This window comes from Micromonospora sp. WMMA1996, assembly GCF_002573675.1.
GTDB lineage: Bacteria > Actinomycetota > Actinomycetes > Mycobacteriales > Micromonosporaceae > Micromonospora > Micromonospora sediminicola.
Genome location: NZ_PDHU01000001.1, coordinates 3,843,219 through 3,859,680 on the forward strand (window position 1 = coordinate 3,843,219; position 16,462 = coordinate 3,859,680).

Here is a 16,462-nt window from a genome sequence, read left to right on the forward strand (position 1 = left end):
GGTCAGCAGAGCTTGAACCGGTCGCAGGCGGTCTTGATCGGCACCGCCAGACCGATGCCCTCGGCGTCGCGGGCCTTGGCCGTGGCGATGCCCACGACCTCCTTGGATCCGTTGATCACCGGACCGCCGGAGTTGCCGGGGTTGATCGGCGCGTCGAATTGGATCACCGGGCCGGAGCCGCCCTCGTCCTTGCGGAACGCGCTCACCACGCCGGTGGTGACGCTGTCCTGCAGACCGAGCGGTGCGCCGACCACGACGATCTGCTGGCCGGACTTGACCGGCGTCCGCGCCGCGACCAGGCCGCTGAACTTCGCGGTGGTCCGCAGCTGCGCCAGGTCCTTCTCCTTGTCCGTGGCGACGATGGTCGCCTCGAACCGCTGGTCGGTGCGCTCCAGGAACACCTTGCGCTCGCCGGCGGTGAAGACGGCCTCCACCACGTGGAAGTTGGTGAGCAGCGTGGTGCCGCCGCCGGCCGGCGCCTTGCCGACCGCGAACGCGGTGCCGGTGAACTGCCCGGCCCGGACCCGGAACACGCTGGGCAGCACCGCGCTCGCCACCGCCTCCGGGTTGAAGGCGGCGCCGGCCTGCTTCTCCAGGCTTCCGGCGCGCTGCTCCAGCCCGTCCAGCCGACGGGCGTCGGCCCCCTGCGCCTCGGCCGTCCGCCGGTCGGCGGCGGCGAGCCGGTCGTCGAGCCGGTGGATCTGGTACGCCTGCACGCCGGTGACCACGGCCAGCACGCCGGCCAGGACCAGCGCCACCACCGGCAGCCGGCCGCGCCGGCCGGACCGGTCCGGATGCGCGCCGGGCGGCACGCCGAACCCGCCGGGCGCCTGACCCGGGTACGCCGCGTACCCCGGCCCCGACGCCGGCTGCCCCGGATACGCCGGCCCGGAGGCGGGCTGGCCCGGATACGCCGGGCCCGAGGTCGGCTGCGCCGGATACGCCGAACCCGACCCCGACTGCCCCGGATACACCGGGCCTGACGTCGGCTGCCCCGGGTAGGAGGCGCCGGCGGTCGGGTGGGGCGAGGCCGGGGTCGGTTGGACCGGCACGACGGACGCCGCCGCGCGGGCCGACGGGTGGGCCGGACCCATCAGGTCGGGCCGGCCGGGATACGTCCCGCCGGCGGGCCGGTGACCGGCGTCGTGTCCGGGCTGGCCCGCCGGGTCCGGGTAGGTGGCGCCGGACGCCGGCCGGTATCCGGCGGCCGCGTCCCGGGCCGGATCGGGACCTGCGGTCGCGGGATGCGGGGCCGGAGGTCCGGGGAACGGGGCCGCCGCGCCGGGCGGGGCCATCCGCGGGGGCAGCGGCCCCGGCCGGTCGGCCGTGCCGTCACCGTCCCACCCCGGCTCGCCGGTTCCGTACCCGCCTGCCATGATCGTCCGTCCTCCCCGTCGGCTCCGCCGACGACCCCCGACCGCCCGTCCGGCGGCCATGCGCCGCTCACGGCCCGATGGACCGTACCGGCGGGAACGGGGTTTGTCTCCCCCGTTGTCCGACCCTCTCACGTGCGCGCAAGGCGGCCCGTTCCGGACACCTGACGGACATCCCGCCGACACGCGCCCGACCGGCTGCGCACACCGGATCGTCCGGCCCACTAGGGTTGTCAGGTGACCGACGAACCACCCCTGCGCCGTCGGGCCGCCGAAAGCCGTACGGGAGAGGTGTCCCCACATCCGTCGTCGGCCGTGCCGGAGCCGGCGGACGCGGGGACCGAGACCGACACGGGCGCAGCCGTCCCGCTGACCGCCCCGCGTGAGGGCACGCCCGCCCCGGTGGCCACCCCGGCCGAGCTCGACGAGGTCGTGGCCCGCTTCGCGGCGGGCACCGGCCCGGTGGCCCTGGACGCCGAGCGCGCCTCCGGATACCGCTACAGCCAGCGGGCCTACCTGGTGCAGTTGCGCCGCGAGGGGGCCGGCACCGCGCTGGTCGACCCGCTGCCGCTGCCCGACCTGTCCGCGCTCGACGCGGCCATCGCCGAGGCCGAGTGGGTGTTGCACGCGGCCAGCCAGGACCTCGCCTGCCTGGCCGAGGTGGGGCTGCGCCCGCGCCGGTTGTTCGACACGGAACTGGCCGCCCGGCTGGCCGGGTTCGAGCGGGTCGGCCTGGCCGCGCTGACCGAACAGCTGCTCGGTTTCAGCCTGGAGAAGCACCACTCCGCCGCGGACTGGTCCAGCCGGCCGCTGCCGGAGTCCTGGTTGACGTACGCGGCGTTGGACGTGGAGCTGCTGGTCGACCTGCGCGACGCGCTCGACGCGGAACTGGACCGACAGGGCAAGTCCGGCTGGGCGGCGGAGGAGTTCGCCGCGCTGGTGCGGGGCGGCGCCCGCCCGGCCCGGGTCCGCGCCGAACCGTGGCGCCGCACGTCGGGCATCCACCGGGTCCGCGGCGCCCGCGCCCAGGCGCGGGTGCGGTCCCTCTGGTACGCCCGGGACCAGATCGCCGCCCGGCGGGACGCCGCCCCGGGCCGGGTGCTCCCCGACTCGGCCATCGTGGCCGCCGCCGAACTGGACCCGAAGGACGAGAAGACGCTGCTGACGCTCCCCGGCTTCGGCGGGCGGTCGGTGCGCCGGCTGGCGCGTACCTGGTTGGCGGCGTTGGACGACGCACGCCAGCTGCCGGACGACGCGTTGCCGGTGAGCCCGGCGGTCGAGGGCCCGCCCCCGCCCCACCGGTGGGCGGAGCGCGACCCGGTCGCGGCGGGCCGGTTGGCCCGCTGCCGGGAGGTGGTGGTCGGCACCGCGTCGGCGCATCGGCTGCCGGCGGAGAACCTGGTCGCGCCCGACTCGATCCGCCGGTTGGCGTGGCAGCCGCCGGAGGAGATCACCGACGCGACCGTGGCGGAGACGCTGCGGACGTTCGGCGCCCGGGAGTGGCAGCTCGGCCTGCTTCTGCCCGCGCTGACCGAGGCGCTGCGCGTCCCGTCGTCCTGACGTTCACCCCCCGTGCGGCCCGGCCGGGTGTGGGACGGGCCACACGGGGGGTGGTGACGCGCTTGGTTACTGGCGAGTAGCATCCGGGGAAATGCCAGTGCCGGTCAGGAGGCTCCAAGTGCCCCGTGAAGTTCGGGATGTCGTCTTCGTCGACGGCGTCCGTACCCCGTTCGGCAAGGCGGGTGGGATGTACACCAACACCCGCGCCGACGACCTGGTGATCCGATGCATCCGTGAGCTGATGCGCCGCAACCCGCAGCTGCCGCCGGAGAAGGTCGAGGAGGTGGCCATCGCCGCCACCACCCAGATCGGCGACCAGGGCCTGACCATCGGCCGCACCGCCGCCCTGCTGTCCGGCCTGCCCAAGACCGTGCCCGGCTTCGCCATCGACCGCATGTGTGCCGGCGCGATGACCGCCGTCACCACGGTGGCCGGCGGCATCGCCATGGGCGCCTACGACGTGGCCATCGCCGGCGGCGTCGAGCACATGGGCCGCCACCCGATGGGCGAGGGCGTCGACCCGAACCCGCGGATCGTCGCGGAGAAGCTGGTCGACCCGTCCGCCCTGGTGATGGGCTCCACCGCGGAGAACCTGCACGACCGGGTCCCGCACATCACCAAGGAGCGCACCGACGCGTTCGCGCTCGCCTCCCAGCAGAAGACCGCCAAGGCGTACGCCAACGGCAAGCTCCAGGGCGACCTGGTGCCGGTGGCCGTGCGCGACGCCGAGGGCGGCTGGGGCCTGGCCACCGTGGACGAGGCGCCCCGGGACACCTCGATGGAGAAGCTGGCCGGCCTGAAGACCCCGTTCCGGCCGCACGGCAAGGTCACCGCGGGCAACGCGGCCGGCCTGAACGACGGCGCCACCGCCGCGCTGCTGGTCGCCGAGGAGACCGCCCGCGAGCTGGGCCTGCCGATCGGCATGCGGCTGGTGTCGTACGGCTTCGTCGGCGTCGAGCCGGAGGTGATGGGCGTCGGCCCGATCCCCTCCACCGAGAAGGCGCTGCGCATCGCCGGCCTGAGCATCGACGACATCGGCCTGTTCGAGCTGAACGAGGCGTTCGCGGTGCAGGTGCTCGCGTTCCTCGACCACTTCGGCATCGCCGACGACGACCCGCGGGTCAACCCGTGGGGCGGCGCGATCGCCATCGGTCACCCGCTCGCGTCCTCCGGCGTCCGGCTGATGACCCAGCTCGCCCGGCAGTTCGCCGAGCACCCCGAGGTCCGCTACGGCCTCACCGCCATGTGCATCGGCATCGGCATGGGCGGCACCGTGATCTGGGAGAACCCGAACTGGGAGGGAGACAAGTGAGCCTCGCCGCACCGAACGAGGTCGTCACCAAGGCGCTGCTGCGCGCGGTGAACGTACCGGGACTGGACCGGCCCGCCGCCCTGATCACCCTGGACAACGGGTTCGACCACACCAAGCCGAACAGCTTCGGCCCGGGCGGCCTGACCAGCCTGGACGAGGCGATCACCGCCGCGCTCGCGGCGGAGCCGTCGTTCATCGCGGTCACCGGCAAGCCGTACATCTTCTGTGTCGGCGCGGACATCACCAGCCTCCCCCAGCTGGCGGACCGCGAGCAGGCGCTGGAGGTCGGCCGGCTCGGCCACCGGGTCTTCGCCCGGCTCAAGGACAGCGCCGTGCCCACCTTCGCGTTCGTCAACGGCGCGGCGATGGGTGGTGGCCTGGAGCTGGCGCTGCACTGCCACTACCGGACGCTGTCCGCGGGCGCGGCGGCGCTGGCGCTGCCCGAGGTCTCGCTCGGCCTGGTGCCCGGCTGGGGCGGCACCCAGCTGCTGCCGAACCTGATCGGCATCCCGGCCGCCACGCAGGTGATCCTGCAGAACCCGCTGATGCAGAACAAGATGCTCAAGCCGAAGCAGGCTGCCGAGATGGGCATCGCGGACGTGCTGCTGGAGCCGGCCGACTTCCTGGAGCGGTCCCTGGAGTGGGCCGCCGGCGTGGTCCGGGGCGAGGTCACCGTCACCCGGCCCGAGGTCGACAAGGACATGTGGGCGGGCGTGCTCTACTTCGCCCGGCAGACCCTCGACCAGCGGCTGCACGGCGCGGTCCCGGCCGCGTACAAGGCGCTGGACCTGCTGGAGACCGCGAAGGACGCCGACTTCGCCACCGGCACCGCCGCCGAGGACGAGGCCCTCGCGGACCTGGTCTTCTCCGAGGAACTGCGCAGCGGCCTGTACGCCTTCGACCTGGTGCAGCGGCGGGCCAAGCGCCCGGCCGGCGCGCCGGACAAGGGCCTGGCCCGGCCGGTCACCAAGGTGGGCATCGTCGGCGCCGGCCTGATGGCCAGCCAGCTCGCGCTGCTGTTCGCCCGGCGGCTCCAGGTGCCGGTCGTGCTGACCGACCTGGACCAGTCCCGGGTGGACAAGGGTGTCGGCTACGTGCACGCCCAGATCGAGAAGGCCGTGAGCAAGGGCCGGATGGACAAGGGCACGGCCGCCAAGCTCTACGGCCTGGTCAGCGGCTCGGTCGACAAGTCGGTGTTCGCCGACGCCGACTTCGTCATCGAGGCCGTGTTCGAGGACCTGGGCGTCAAGAAGCAGGTCTGGGCCGAGCTGGAGAAGATCGTCAAGCCGGAGGCGGTGCTCGCCACCAACACCAGCTCGCTGTCGATCACGGAGATGGCCGCCGAGCTGGAGCACCCGGAGCGGGTCGTCGGCTTCCACTTCTTCAACCCGGTCGCGGTGCTGCCGCTGCTGGAGATCGTCCGCGGCGAGCGGACCGACGACGCCACCCTCGCGACCGCGTTCGCGGTCGGCAAGCAGCTGAAGAAGTCCAGCGTGCTGGTCAAGGACGCCCCGGCGTTCGTGGTCAACCGGCTGCTGACCCGCTTCCTCGGCACCGTCTTCGCCGCCGTCGACGCCGGCACCCCGCTGGACGTGGCCAACAGCGCGCTGGACCCGTTGGGTCTGCCGATGCGTCCGCTGGCGCTGCTCCAGCTGGTCGGCCCGGCCGTGGCCTACCACGTGGGCGGCACGCTGCACGCGGCGTTCCCGGACCGGTTCGGTGTCAGCGAGAACCTCAAGCGGATCGCCGACTCGGGCCAGCCGATCGTGGTCGACGACCAGATCAACGACGAGGTGGCGAAGCTGCTGGTGGTCGGCGACCAGCCGCTCACCGCCGAGCAGGTCCGGCAGAACGCGCTCGACGCGCTGGCGCAGGAGATCCGGCTCATGCTCGACGAGGGCGTCGTCGCCGAGGCGCAGGACATCGACCTGTGCATGATCCTCGGCGCCGGCTGGCCGTTCCACCTGGGCGGCGTCACGCCGTACCTGGACCGGACCGGCACCTCCGAGCGGGTGACCGGCAAGCGGTTCCTGCCGCGCGGCGCGGCCAGCCTGCGCTGACCGACCGGGACATCGATCGCGGTGGTCGGTCCGCCCCTCGGGGCGGCTCCGGCCACCGCGATCGGCGTTGCGGGCCCGGTCACGGCTGGGTCCCGGTTTTGTCACACCGGCCTTGGGCGGACAGCGGCACGTCGGTGGTCATGGCTACCATCACGCGTCCAGAATCTTCACAGGAGCTGCCTTCATGTCCCAGCCGCCGTCCAATCCCTACCCCGGCAACTACCCCCCTTCCCCGCAGCAGCCCGGCGGCTACCAGCCGCAGCAGCAGCAGCAGTACGGCGGCGGCTACCCGCCTGCTCCGCAGCAGCAGCCGCAGTACGGCGGTGACTACCCGCAGGTCCCGCAGCAGCCGCAGTACGGCGGCGACCAGCTCGGCGCCCCGGTGCCGCCGAAGAAGAAGTCCGGGGTCGGCAAGATCCTGCTGATCGTCCTCGCCGTCGTCCTGGTGCTCTGCGTCGGCGGTGGCGTCGCCTTCTGGCTCGCCGCGGGTGACGACGTCAAGGACGTCGTCACCGCCACCAAGACCCGGGTCGTCGAGCCGACGACGCTGGGCGGCCGGCCGAAGGTGAGCCAGCCCGAGCTGCAGAGCGCCGCGCTGCAGATGAAGTCCGAGTTCAGCAAGGACGTGCCGAACGCGACCAGCACGGCCGGCGCGTTCTACGGCGACCCGGCCAAGAAGGACCTGGTCATGATCGCCGGCGTCTCCGGCGTCATCGCCGACCCGAAGAAGGAGATGGCGGACGCCATCACGGCGATCACCCCCGAGCTGGGCGCCAAGGAGTTCAAGACGGTCGACGCCGGCCCGCTGGGCGGCGACGCCAAGTGCGGCGACGGCAAGACCGAGGGCATCCCGGTCGGCGTCTGCATCTGGGTCGACAAGGGCAGCCTGGGCATGGTGGTGATCTACTTCAAGTCCGCCGCCGAACTCCAGTCGGAGTTCGTCTCGCTGCGCGGCGAGATCGAGAAGCAGGACTGACACCGCTCGCACACCGGGCCCCCGCCGACGGCGGGGGCCCGGTGCCGTTTCCGGGTCAGGCCGACGCGGCCCGCTCCGCCGGGCTGCGGCAGACGCAGAACTCGTTGCCCTCCGGGTCGGCGAGCACGACCCAGCCGGTGCCGTCCGGTCGCCGGCGGTCGGCGACCACCGTGGCGCCGAGGTCGCGCAGCCGCACGACCTCCTCGTCCCGGGTGCCCTCGGCCGCGTGCAGGTCGAGGTGGAACGCGCCCTTGCCGTGGCGCTCCTCGGCCCGGACGAAGAGCAGGTCGGTGCCGTGCCCGTCGGGCGCCACGAGGACCGCCTCCGGGTCGCCGGGGTGGTCGTCGTCGTGCAGCTCGCGGTCGAGCACGCGGCCCCACCAGCTGGCCAGCGTGTACGGGTCGTCGGATTCGACGGTCATGCAGTGCATCCGTGCGCTCACGGTGCATCCTCCAATGGGGAGTGCGCCCCGCCGGAGTGCGAGGTCAGCGGGGAACGCGGGGCGCGGGACGGTTCGGAACGGACATCACCACACCCCCTTCCACACTCGGCTGACGCCATGATCCTTCCACCCTCCACCGCCCCCTGACAAGGAGGGGCCCCTTGTTAACACCCGGGTGTTAACAAGGGGCCCCTCCTCTACCGGAGGCGTTAACAGGGGGCCCTTCCTTACGGGCCGACGAAGACCGCCTTGGCCCGCCAGTCGACGCCGTCGACCGCCGGACCGCTGCGCACCGTGAACGTCGCGGTCGGCGCGCCGTTCGCCCAGTCGGTGGCCGACAGGTCGCCGGTGTTGCGGTTGACCTTGTAGAGGGTGCTGCCCGAGACGAAGACCGCGCCGGCGTCGGCGAGGCCGCCCGACCCGGCCACCGTGAACCGGTCCGCGCCGACCACGCCGCTGTCCGGGGTGAACCAGCGCCAGAACAGGCCGCTCTGCCCGGCGAGCGTGTAGTAGAGCCGCCCGTCGAGGTGGAACATCCCGGTCACGTTGGGGATCTCCGCGTAGAAGCCGGTGGTCACCCCGACGTATGTCTGCCCGGCCGGGCCGGAGTCGGTCTCCACCGCGTCCCAGTAGGCGTCGTGGTACGGGTCGACCAGCGCCGGCGCGCCGAACGTGGTCCCGTCGAACGTGCGTCGCCAGAGCGCGCCGTTCAGGCCGTAGAAGAGCGTGCCGCCGACCCAGAACGCGCCCTTCACGGCGGACCAGGCGGTGCCGTCCGGGTTCGTCACCGGCGTCGCCGCACCGACGGTGGTGGCGCCGTCGTACGGCCGGGCCTGGACCTCGTCGCCGGTGCCGGCCGGCGGCGCCCCGGTCTTGACGATCTCGACGCCGTCGACCAGCGGGTTCTCCACCACGTGCCGGAACTCCAGGTCCACCGTGCCGTCGCTGACCACGGTGAACTCACGCATGGTGCCGACGTTGTGCCCGACGCTCGCGGACAGGTCCAGGTCGTCGAGGACGGTGGCGCCATCCAGCGCCACGTCGAACACGCGCTTGCCGGCGGTGCCGGTGCCGTCGTACCGGTTGGCCAGGTAGAGCCGTACCTGCACCTCGGTTCCGGCGGGCACCGGGAACTGCCAGGTCATCTCCGGTGCGCCGGCCGGGTCGTACCGCTCGTCGCTGTAGAGCGCGGCCGGGGTACCGGCCGGCACGGTCGCGTCCAGCGTGCCGACCGGCGCGAAGCCGGCGGTGGCGCTGCCACTGTTGTGGTACGGGCTCGGGTTGCCGCCGTCGTCGGCCGCCCAGTCCGGTCCACCGTCGGTGGCGGCGACCGCGGGGCCGCCGGCGTTGATTCGGTAGAGCACGTTCGTCGGCTTCGGCACGCCGGCCTGGTAGACCCGGCCCGGCAGGGTGGCCGAGGTGGTCGGGTGCGGGGCCGCGCCGCCGGCCAGCGGGAAGAACGCGATCCGCTCCCGTCGGTACTGGAAGTTGCCGATCCACGAGGTGTCCCCGCCGATCCAGAGCCCGGTCGGGGTCACCAGCATCTCGGTGGCCCCGACGCCGCGCGGGTGCCGGCCCGGGTTCCAGGACAGCGGCAGGCCGGTACGCGGGTCCAGCGCGGCGATGCTGGCCCGGCCCACCGCGCCGGCCCGGGCGTTGTCGGCGCCGGTGCTGTTGTTCAGCCAGCGGAAGTGCCCGCCGACGTAGACCGCCTGCTCGCTGACGCCGACCGACAGGAACGTGTCGCCGCCGGTGTAGTCCACCCAGGTCGGTTGCTGGTCCGGGCCGGTGGCGGCGGCCTCCCACCGCGCCGCGGCGTCACAGAGCGTGCCGGCGTACGGCGAGCCGGTGGTGACCACCACGAAGTAGCTGCTGTCCGGGGCGAACGCGATGTCCCGCATGTACGAGTCGAACGCCTGCCACTTGCAGCGCGGCGTGTAGCGGCTGGTGTTCCAGTCGGCCACGGTGGCGGCGGTGGCGCCCAGGTCCAGCTTGACGATCTGGTCGTGCAGCACCCCGTCGGCCTTCTTGAAGTTGCCGATCACCACGAGCGTCGTGCCGTCCGGGGAGACCGCCAGCTTCTCCGGGCCGACCCCGGCGTTGGACCCGCTGACCCCGTCGTAGTTGTGGTGCTCGGTCAGCGCGGTGGTGAGGTAGCTGTCGAGCGCGCCGGTGGTGGCGTTGAGCGAGGCCAGGCCGCCGCGCGGGTTGCTGTTGCCGGCCGTGGTGAAGATGCCGCCGACCAGCAGCCGGTTTCCGACCAGGGCGATGTCGTTGACCAACCCGTTGAACGCCGGGCCGGTGAAGCTGGTGACCAGCGCGCCGGTGGCCACGTCGAGCAGGGCCACCTTGCGCCGGGTGACGCCGTTGACGGTGTTGAACTTGCCGGCGACGTAGACCGTGCCGGCGGTCGGGCCGGCGACGACCGCGTACACCTCGTTGTCGACCACGGGTACGAACGCGGTGTCCACGGCGCCGGTGGCCTTGTCGAAGGCGAGCAAATAGTTGCGGGTGATGTCGACGTCGGACCCGCGGTTCTGCACCGTGGTGAACGAGCCGGCCGCGATGATCTTCGTACCGGCGTCGTGGATCGCGTCGACGCTGCCGTCCACGATGTCCGGCGAGGCGGTGGAGGGGACGGCCTTGACCACGGCGGTGTGGTCGGGCGCGGCGTTCGCGGGGGCGGCGGGGGCCAGGCCGGCGGCGGTGAGCGCGACCGCGGCGAGGGCCGCGAGGGCCCGGCGGCGCGGGGCGGAGGGGTGGGTCACTGGCAGCTCCGTGAGGTGAGCGGGGTGAGGCGTGTCGCTCCGCTCACCCTGGGCCACCGCTCAGCCGCCGTCCAGCGCCGGGCAAGCTTTCTGACCGACCACCGCGTCGCCACGGCCGAGCACCCGTCGCGGGCGGGCGGGACAGCCGGGCCGGGCCGCACGAAAAGGTGGGGACCCGTGGCCGGCCGGGCGGCGCGGGATCGGCGGTCAGGTGGCCGCGGGCGGGTCGGCCGACGGAAGGGTGACCGTCACCTCCAGGCCGCCGCCGGACTGGGCGACCGCCGTCACCGTGCCGCCGTGCGCGTCGCAGACGGCCCGCACGATGGACAGGCCGAGGCCGGAGCCACGGGCGCCGGTGCGTTCCTGGCCGCCCCGCCGGAACGGCTCGAACAGCCCGGGCACCTCGGCCGGGGCGACCTCGAAGCCGGTGTTCCCCACCACCAGCCAGGACCGCTGCCCGTCGGTGCCGGTGCGCACCCACATCCGCCCGTGCAGGTGGTTGTAGCGGACCGCGTTCTCCACCAGGTTCCCGGCCAGCCGGTCGAGCAGCCCCGGGTCGCCGACCACCGGCGCCGGCCGCAGCGAGGTCTGCACCCGCAGGCCGATCCGCTCGACCTCCCGGGCGACCGCGGAGAGCGCGTTGGCGGCGCCCACGGCGAGGTCGCTCTCCGCGCGCCGGGCCAGCCGCCGGCCGGTCTGCGCCTCGCTGCGGGCCAGCACCAGCAGCGCGTCGACCAGGCCGTTGGCCCGTTCCGACGCCTCCCGCACCACGCCGGCCATCCGCCGGTACTCGGCCAGGTCGGCGTCGTCGTCGCTGAGCGTCACGTCGATCTCGGTACGCATCACCGCGAGCGGTGTGCGCAGCTCGTGCGAGGCGTTCGCGACGAACCGCTTCTGCGCCTCGAACGCGGCGGTGATCCGGTCCAGCATCGCGTCGAACGTCTCGGCCAGCTCGGCCACCTCGTCGTCCGCGCCGGACCAGCCGATCCGCTCGTCCAGCGTGGTCTCGCCGAGCCGGCGGGCGGTGGCCGTGACCTGGTGCAGCGGGCGCAGCGCTCGCCCGGCCACCAGGTACGCCCCGGCCACCCCGACCACGCCGACGGCCAGCAGCGCCAGCAGCCCCTTGACCAGCAGCTCCCGGGAGGCGGCGTCGACCAGTTGCCGCTGCCACTGCCCGGCGTTGAGGGTGCGGCCGTCGGTGAGCACCACGGTGGTGCCGGGCAGCAGCTCGTCGGTGGGACGCAACGCGTCCCGGACCAGCAGCCAGGCCAGCAGGACCAGGATCGCCCCGGCGCCGACCAGCAGCACGCCGTTGAGCAGGGTCAGTCGCAGCCGCAGCGTGGGTCGCACCCGCCGCGTACCCATGTCAGGAGACCCCGCCGACGCGGTAGCCGGCGCCGACCACGGTGTCGATCAGCGGCGGGTCGCCGAGCTTCTTGCGCAGGGTCATCACGGTGACCCGGACGATGGTGGTGAACGGGTCGGTGTTGGCGTCCCAGACCCGTTCCAGCAGTTCCTCGCTGGACACCACCGCGCCGCGCGCCTTGAGCAGCTCGGCGAGCACGCCGAACTCCTTGTTGGTGAGTTCCAGCGGCATCCCGCCGCGGCTCACCACCCGGCGCGCCGGGTCGAGTTCCAGGTCGGCGACGGCCAGCACCGGGGGCGCGGCCGGTGTGGCGCGCCGGCCCAGCGCCTGCACCCGGGCCACCAGCTCGTCGAAGGCGAACGGCTTGGCCAGGTAGTCGTCGGCGCCGAGCTGCAACCCCTCGACCCGGTCGGCGACGGTCCCGCTGGCGGTGAGCATGAGCACCCGGGTCAGCGCGCCGGAGGCGGCCAGGTCCGCGCAGATCCGGTCGCCGTGCACGCCGGGCAGGTCGCGGTCCAGGATCACCACGTCGTAGCGGGTCACGAACGCCGCCTCGTGTCCGGCGTTCCCGTCGTAGGCGACGTCCACCGCCATCCCGCGCTTGCGCAGCCCGCGCGCGATCGCGTCGGCGAGGTTCCGCTCGTCCTCGACCACCAGTACCCGCATCCCGGCCTCCCGCCTCGTGACCTCCCACAACCTACTGGCGGGGACCAAACGGCCGGCACGCGCCGCCGTTGCAGAAAACCTTCGGGTACGCGATGCTCCCCGACAAGAATCGACCAGCGCGCCGGCCGACGGCCGGACCCGAGCCGAGCGGAGCCCCGATGACCGCCGTCCACCCCGGCCGCGACGTGGCACACCACCGGTTCCGCTTCCCGGCGGACCGGGACCGGGGCCGCGTGGACGGGCTGCGCGCCGAGCCGGGCGGGCTGACTCCCGACGGGACCGCGGAGCCGGTCACGCACACCGATCCGCACTCCGGCACCACGGTCGACTACGCCGCGGGGACGTGGACCTCCCCGGTGGTGCCGGTCGGCTTCGCCGCCGCCGAGCTGGTGCCCTCCTGGACCGCGGACACGCCCCCCGGCTGCTGGCTGCGGGTGGAGCTGCGCGGCTGGGCCGGTGACGCCGCCACCACCGGCTGGTACGAGCTGGGCCGCTGGGCGGCCGACGACAGCGCGGTGCACCGCTCGTCCGTGCCCGGCCAGGCCGACGGCCACGCCCGGGTGCTGGCCGACACGCTCCGCGTCACCGACGCGAGGGTGACCGGCTGGCAGGCCCGGGTGACCCTGTTCCGCCGGCCCGACGCGCCCGCCGGCCCGGTGCTGCGCACGGTCGGCGTGGTCGCGTCCGCCGACGCCGACGCCGACGCCGACGCCGGGGTCGACGGTGGCGCGGCGGAGGAGACCGGCGCCCGGGGTCGGGTGCTGGACGTGCCGCGGTACGCGCAGCGGCTGCACGCCGGCGGGGAGACCCGCTGGGGCGGCGGCGGGGACTCCTGGTGCAGCCCCACCTGCGTGTCGATGGTGCTCGACTTCTGGGGCGCCGGCCCCACCCCGGAGCGCTACGCCTGGGTCGACCCGCCCGGCCCGCGCCCGGTGGTGGTGCACGCCGCCCGGCACTGTTACGACCACGCGTACGCCGGGGCGGGGAACTGGCCGTTCAACACCGCGTACGCGGCGACGCACGGGGTGGACGCGTTCGTCACCCGGCTGCGGTCGCTGGCCGAGGCGGAACGGTTCGTCGCCGCCGGCATCCCGCTGATCGTCTCGGCGGCGTTCACCGCCGGGCAGGTCCCCGGGCTGGACTACGACACCCGCGGGCACCTCGTCGTGCTGGTCGGCTTCACCGACGACGGCGACCCGGTCCTCAACGACCCGTACGCGCCGGACGACGAGCGGGTCCGCCGGACCGTGCCCCGGGCGCCGTTCGAGGCGGCCTGGCAGGGCGGCAGCGGCGGGATCGCGTACGTGGTGCGCCCGGAGTCGGTGCCGCTGCCGGCGCCGCCCGCGCAGCGCAACTGGTGATCAGCGGCCGACCGGCCAGATCGTCAGCCCGCCGTCCGGGCGCAGGCACACCAGCACGGTGCCCGAGTCGGCGCACTCGTCCCACGAGCCGGGCAGCACCGCCCGGATCCGCGCCTCCGCGGCCGGGACGTCCAGCACGCCGACGAGCGTCCGGTCCGCGCTGAGGTGACGCAGCCCGAGCAGCCGGCCGGCCTCCCGGTCCGTGCCGGTGATCCGCCAGCGCCCGAGCCGGCCGAGCACCCGTCCGGTGGTCGGCTCCAGCACCCACCGGTCCAGCTCCAGGCCGATCCCGGGCGTGGCCGCGAGCAGGCGGCCGCCGACCGGGTACACCCCGAGCCACCGCTCGTCGGTCCACGCCGGCCGCCCGGTCGCCGGGTCGAGCGTCCGGGCGCCGCCGACCTGGTCACGCAGGCAGACCATGCCGGCGCAGTCGGTGAACCAGAGCCCGGCGCGTTCCTGCACCGGCACGGTCCAGCGGGCGTCGAGCCGGTCCAGCCCGTACGCGGTGACCGTGCCCGGACCGCCGTCGACCAGCAGCAGATCGGCCACCACCTGCGCGTACCGGTAGGAGACGCCGTCCGGCGCGGCCGGCACCCGCCCGGTGTGCGCCAGCGCGCCGGTGTCCGCGTCGTGCACGGCCACCCGCCCGTCCGGCGTCACCAGCACGAGCTGGGTCACCCCGTGGCCGTCCGTCCGGTACGCCACCCCCTGGGCCGGTATCGGCAGCGTCCACCGCACCGCCCCGGAGCCCGGGTCGACGGCCAGCACGCTGCCCGCGCCGGCCGCCCGGGGACTCTCCAGCAGCAGGCCGCCGGACGCGGTCGCGACCGGGTAGCCGGGCTGCCGCCAGCGCGACGCGCCGGTGGCCGGGTCGAGCAGCGTGGAGAGCGTGTCGCCGGCGCCGGCCGGGCTGCTCGTGACCAGGAGCCCACCGGCGGCGACGCCCAGCCCGAGCACGTGGTCGCCGGCGGGCAGGCTGAACCGCCAGAGCGGCTCCCCGCCGGGCAGCCGGTGCCCGGTGACCACCCGGCCGCCCCGGCCGACCGTCCCCGGCCCGTCGGCCACCATCAGCCGGTCGGCGAGGACCACGAACGCGGCCCCCTGCGGTGCGGGCACCCGCACCGGCGCCGGGCGCCGGGCCGGCGCGACCGCGCCGGTCACCGCGAGCAGCGCCAGGCAGCCCAGCGCCACCACCCGCGCGACCCGACCCGGAGGACGCCGGGGCGACGCGGGAAGCGGCTCGTCGCCGTCCCCGCCGTGCCGCATCTCACCCAGGTCGATGAGCGCGCTCATGGCAGCCGCCGCACCGTGAAGTCGCCGTCGCGGTCCCGGCACACCACCAGCACGCGCCCGGCCGAGCAGTCGACGCCGGACAGCACGCCCCGGACCGGGAGCCGGCCGGCGGGCAGGTCCAGCTCGGCGAGGAGCAGCCGCCCGCCGCCCAGCGGCCGGGTCAGGAACAGCCGGTCGCCGAACTCGTTCGGAGCGACCACCGCCCAACCGGGAAGGTCAGCGACCAGCCGCCCGTCGTCGGCGTCCAGCATCGCCAGGCGGTCCCCGCCACCGCCACCGCCGTCGCCGTCGCCGGCCCCGACGAGCAGCCGCCCGCCGTCCACCCGGATCACGCCGAACCACCGGTCGGTGGCCCACCGGACCGCGCCGGTGGCCGGGTCGAGCCCCCACATGCCGCCGGTCTGCCGGCTGGCGCAGAGCACGTCGCCGCAGGTGTCCACGTAGTCCAGCAGCGGCAGGTCGGCGGTCCACCGCGAGCGCAGCGTCTCCCGCTGGTAGGCCGCGACGCCGTCCTCCCGGATCTCCAGCACCAGGTCGCCGGCGGTCAGCACCCGCCGCTGGGTGGGCAGCTCCCCCGGATGCAGGTCACGGGCGGCCAGCCGCTCACCGGTGACCGCGTCCAGCACCACGGTCTCGCCGCTCTCCGGCACCACCAGCAGCCCCTCGACCCCCGCCGGCCCGAGGACGAAACGCAGATCCGGCGTCGCGGGGGCGGTCCACAACGTGCGGCCGTCGGCGACCGCCACCCTGCGTACCTCCTGCGGGCCCGACGCGGTCGTCGGTTGGAGCAGGAGCGCGTCACCGGCCGGGTAGCCGAGCGCGGGCTGCCGCCAGCTGAGCCGGCCGGTGGCCGCCTCCAGGGCCACCGTCTGCCACGCCTGGTCGGGCCCGTTCGGCCCGGCGGCCAGCACCCGGTCGCCCATCTCCCACACCGAGACCACCTCGCCCGGGGTCGGCAGCCGGCTGCGCCAGCGTTCCCGCCCGTCCCGGTAGGCGACCACCTCCCGGAGCGCGCCGGGCCGCCAGTCCAACGGCCGGACCACGTACACCCGGTCACCGGCGACGAACGCGGACGCCCCGGTGCCACCCGGCACCGTCCACTGCGCGGGACGCGCCGGTGGCGTCGCGGACGCGAGCGTGACCAGCGCCACCAGCAGCACCACCAGCACGCGGAACGGCCGGCCGACCGCACGCGGCGCCCGGCCCGGCACGTCGGACACCGCGCCGTCCCGCAGCTCACCCAGGTCGATGACGGTCACGAGCACCCCTCTCCGCGCCGCCGGAC

General features: G+C 74.7%; 12 protein-coding genes. 5 read left to right on the forward strand and 7 right to left on the reverse strand.

Features of this window, described 5'->3' with window-relative positions; translation table 11 throughout:
- Positions 1–2: 2 nt before the first annotated feature.
- Positions 3–1,376 carry a S1C family serine protease gene (locus tag COO58_RS17705; RefSeq protein WP_098745823.1) on the reverse strand — a complete coding sequence of 458 codons (1,374 nt, stop codon included), beginning with the start codon at positions 1,374–1,376 and terminating at the stop codon, positions 3–5.
- A gap of 234 nt (positions 1,377–1,610) precedes the next feature.
- Between COO58_RS17705 and COO58_RS17710 the strand changes: the two genes are divergently transcribed.
- From COO58_RS17710 to COO58_RS17725, 4 genes are all read left to right on the forward strand, one after another.
- On the forward strand, positions 1,611–2,933 hold the full coding sequence (locus tag COO58_RS17710) for a ribonuclease D (RefSeq protein ID WP_091579467.1): 1,323 nt from the start codon (positions 1,611–1,613) through the stop codon (positions 2,931–2,933).
- Positions 2,934–3,051: 118 nt separating this feature from the next.
- On the forward strand, positions 3,052–4,245 hold the full coding sequence (locus COO58_RS17715) for a thiolase family protein (protein WP_098745824.1): 1,194 nt from the start codon (positions 3,052–3,054) through the stop codon (positions 4,243–4,245).
- On the forward strand, positions 4,242–6,305 hold the full coding sequence (locus tag COO58_RS17720; protein WP_098745826.1) for a 3-hydroxyacyl-CoA dehydrogenase NAD-binding domain-containing protein: 2,064 nt from the start codon (positions 4,242–4,244) through the stop codon (positions 6,303–6,305). The genes COO58_RS17715 and COO58_RS17720 overlap by 4 nt, the downstream gene beginning before the upstream one ends.
- A 184-nt stretch (positions 6,306–6,489) precedes the next feature.
- The gene (locus tag COO58_RS17725) at positions 6,490–7,281 is read left to right on the forward strand and encodes a hypothetical protein (protein WP_098745827.1); all 792 of its coding nucleotides are present in this window, start codon (positions 6,490–6,492) and stop codon (positions 7,279–7,281) included.
- Between the two features lie 55 nt (positions 7,282–7,336).
- Here the strand turns inward: COO58_RS17725 and COO58_RS17730 are convergent, their stop codons facing one another.
- The 4 genes from COO58_RS17730 to COO58_RS17745 all read right to left on the reverse strand — a co-directional run bounded on the left by COO58_RS17730 (position 7,337) and on the right by COO58_RS17745 (position 12,523).
- Entirely contained in the window at positions 7,337–7,723 is a 387-nt protein-coding gene (locus COO58_RS17730) for a VOC family protein (protein WP_091579480.1), read from the reverse strand.
- A 227-nt stretch (positions 7,724–7,950) separates the two neighbouring features.
- Positions 7,951–10,491: a malectin domain-containing carbohydrate-binding protein gene (locus tag COO58_RS17735; protein ID WP_098745829.1), complete on the reverse strand. Its 2,541-nt coding sequence runs from the start codon at positions 10,489–10,491 to the stop codon at positions 7,951–7,953.
- Between the two features lie 207 nt (positions 10,492–10,698).
- Complete coding sequence (locus COO58_RS17740) at positions 10,699–11,856, reverse strand: cell wall metabolism sensor histidine kinase WalK (protein WP_176558835.1); 1,158 nt, start codon at positions 11,854–11,856, stop codon at positions 10,699–10,701.
- 1 nt (position 11,857) lies between these two features.
- Entirely contained in the window at positions 11,858–12,523 is a 666-nt protein-coding gene (locus COO58_RS17745) for a response regulator transcription factor (RefSeq protein ID WP_091579487.1), read from the reverse strand.
- Between the two features lie 158 nt (positions 12,524–12,681).
- Here COO58_RS17745 and COO58_RS17750 point away from each other — a divergent pair, with 158 nt between their 5' ends.
- Positions 12,682–13,884 (forward strand): C39 family peptidase, encoded by a 1,203-nt coding sequence (locus COO58_RS17750; RefSeq protein WP_255292662.1) that lies wholly within the window; start codon positions 12,682–12,684, stop codon positions 13,882–13,884.
- On the opposite strand, the gene COO58_RS17755 is transcribed toward COO58_RS17750, so the two are convergent.
- On the reverse strand, positions 13,885–15,177 hold the full coding sequence (locus COO58_RS17755) for a PQQ-binding-like beta-propeller repeat protein (protein ID WP_098745832.1): 1,293 nt from the start codon (positions 15,175–15,177) through the stop codon (positions 13,885–13,887).
- Complete coding sequence (locus tag COO58_RS17760) at positions 15,174–16,436, reverse strand: PQQ-binding-like beta-propeller repeat protein (protein WP_091583937.1); 1,263 nt, start codon at positions 16,434–16,436, stop codon at positions 15,174–15,176. The genes COO58_RS17755 and COO58_RS17760 overlap by 4 nt, the downstream gene beginning before the upstream one ends.
- Between the last annotated feature and the right edge of the window lie 26 nt (positions 16,437–16,462).

Excerpts from the sequence above, each read along its gene's own strand:
- COO58_RS17755 (WP_098745832.1), bottom strand. The coding sequence starts at position 15,177 with ATGAGCGCGCTCATCGACCTGGGTGAGATGCGGCACGGCGGGGACGGC.
- COO58_RS17745 (WP_091579487.1), bottom strand. The coding sequence starts at position 12,523 with ATGCGGGTACTGGTGGTCGAGGACGAGCGGAACCTCGCCGACGCGATC.
- COO58_RS17750 (WP_255292662.1), top strand. The coding sequence starts at position 12,682 with ATGACCGCCGTCCACCCCGGCCGCGACGTGGCACACCACCGGTTCCGC.
- COO58_RS17705 (WP_098745823.1), bottom strand. The coding sequence starts at position 1,376 with ATGGCAGGCGGGTACGGAACCGGCGAGCCGGGGTGGGACGGTGACGGC.
- COO58_RS17740 (WP_176558835.1), bottom strand. The coding sequence starts at position 11,856 with ATGGGTACGCGGCGGGTGCGACCCACGCTGCGGCTGCGACTGACCCTG.
- COO58_RS17725 (WP_098745827.1), top strand. The coding sequence starts at position 6,490 with ATGTCCCAGCCGCCGTCCAATCCCTACCCCGGCAACTACCCCCCTTCC.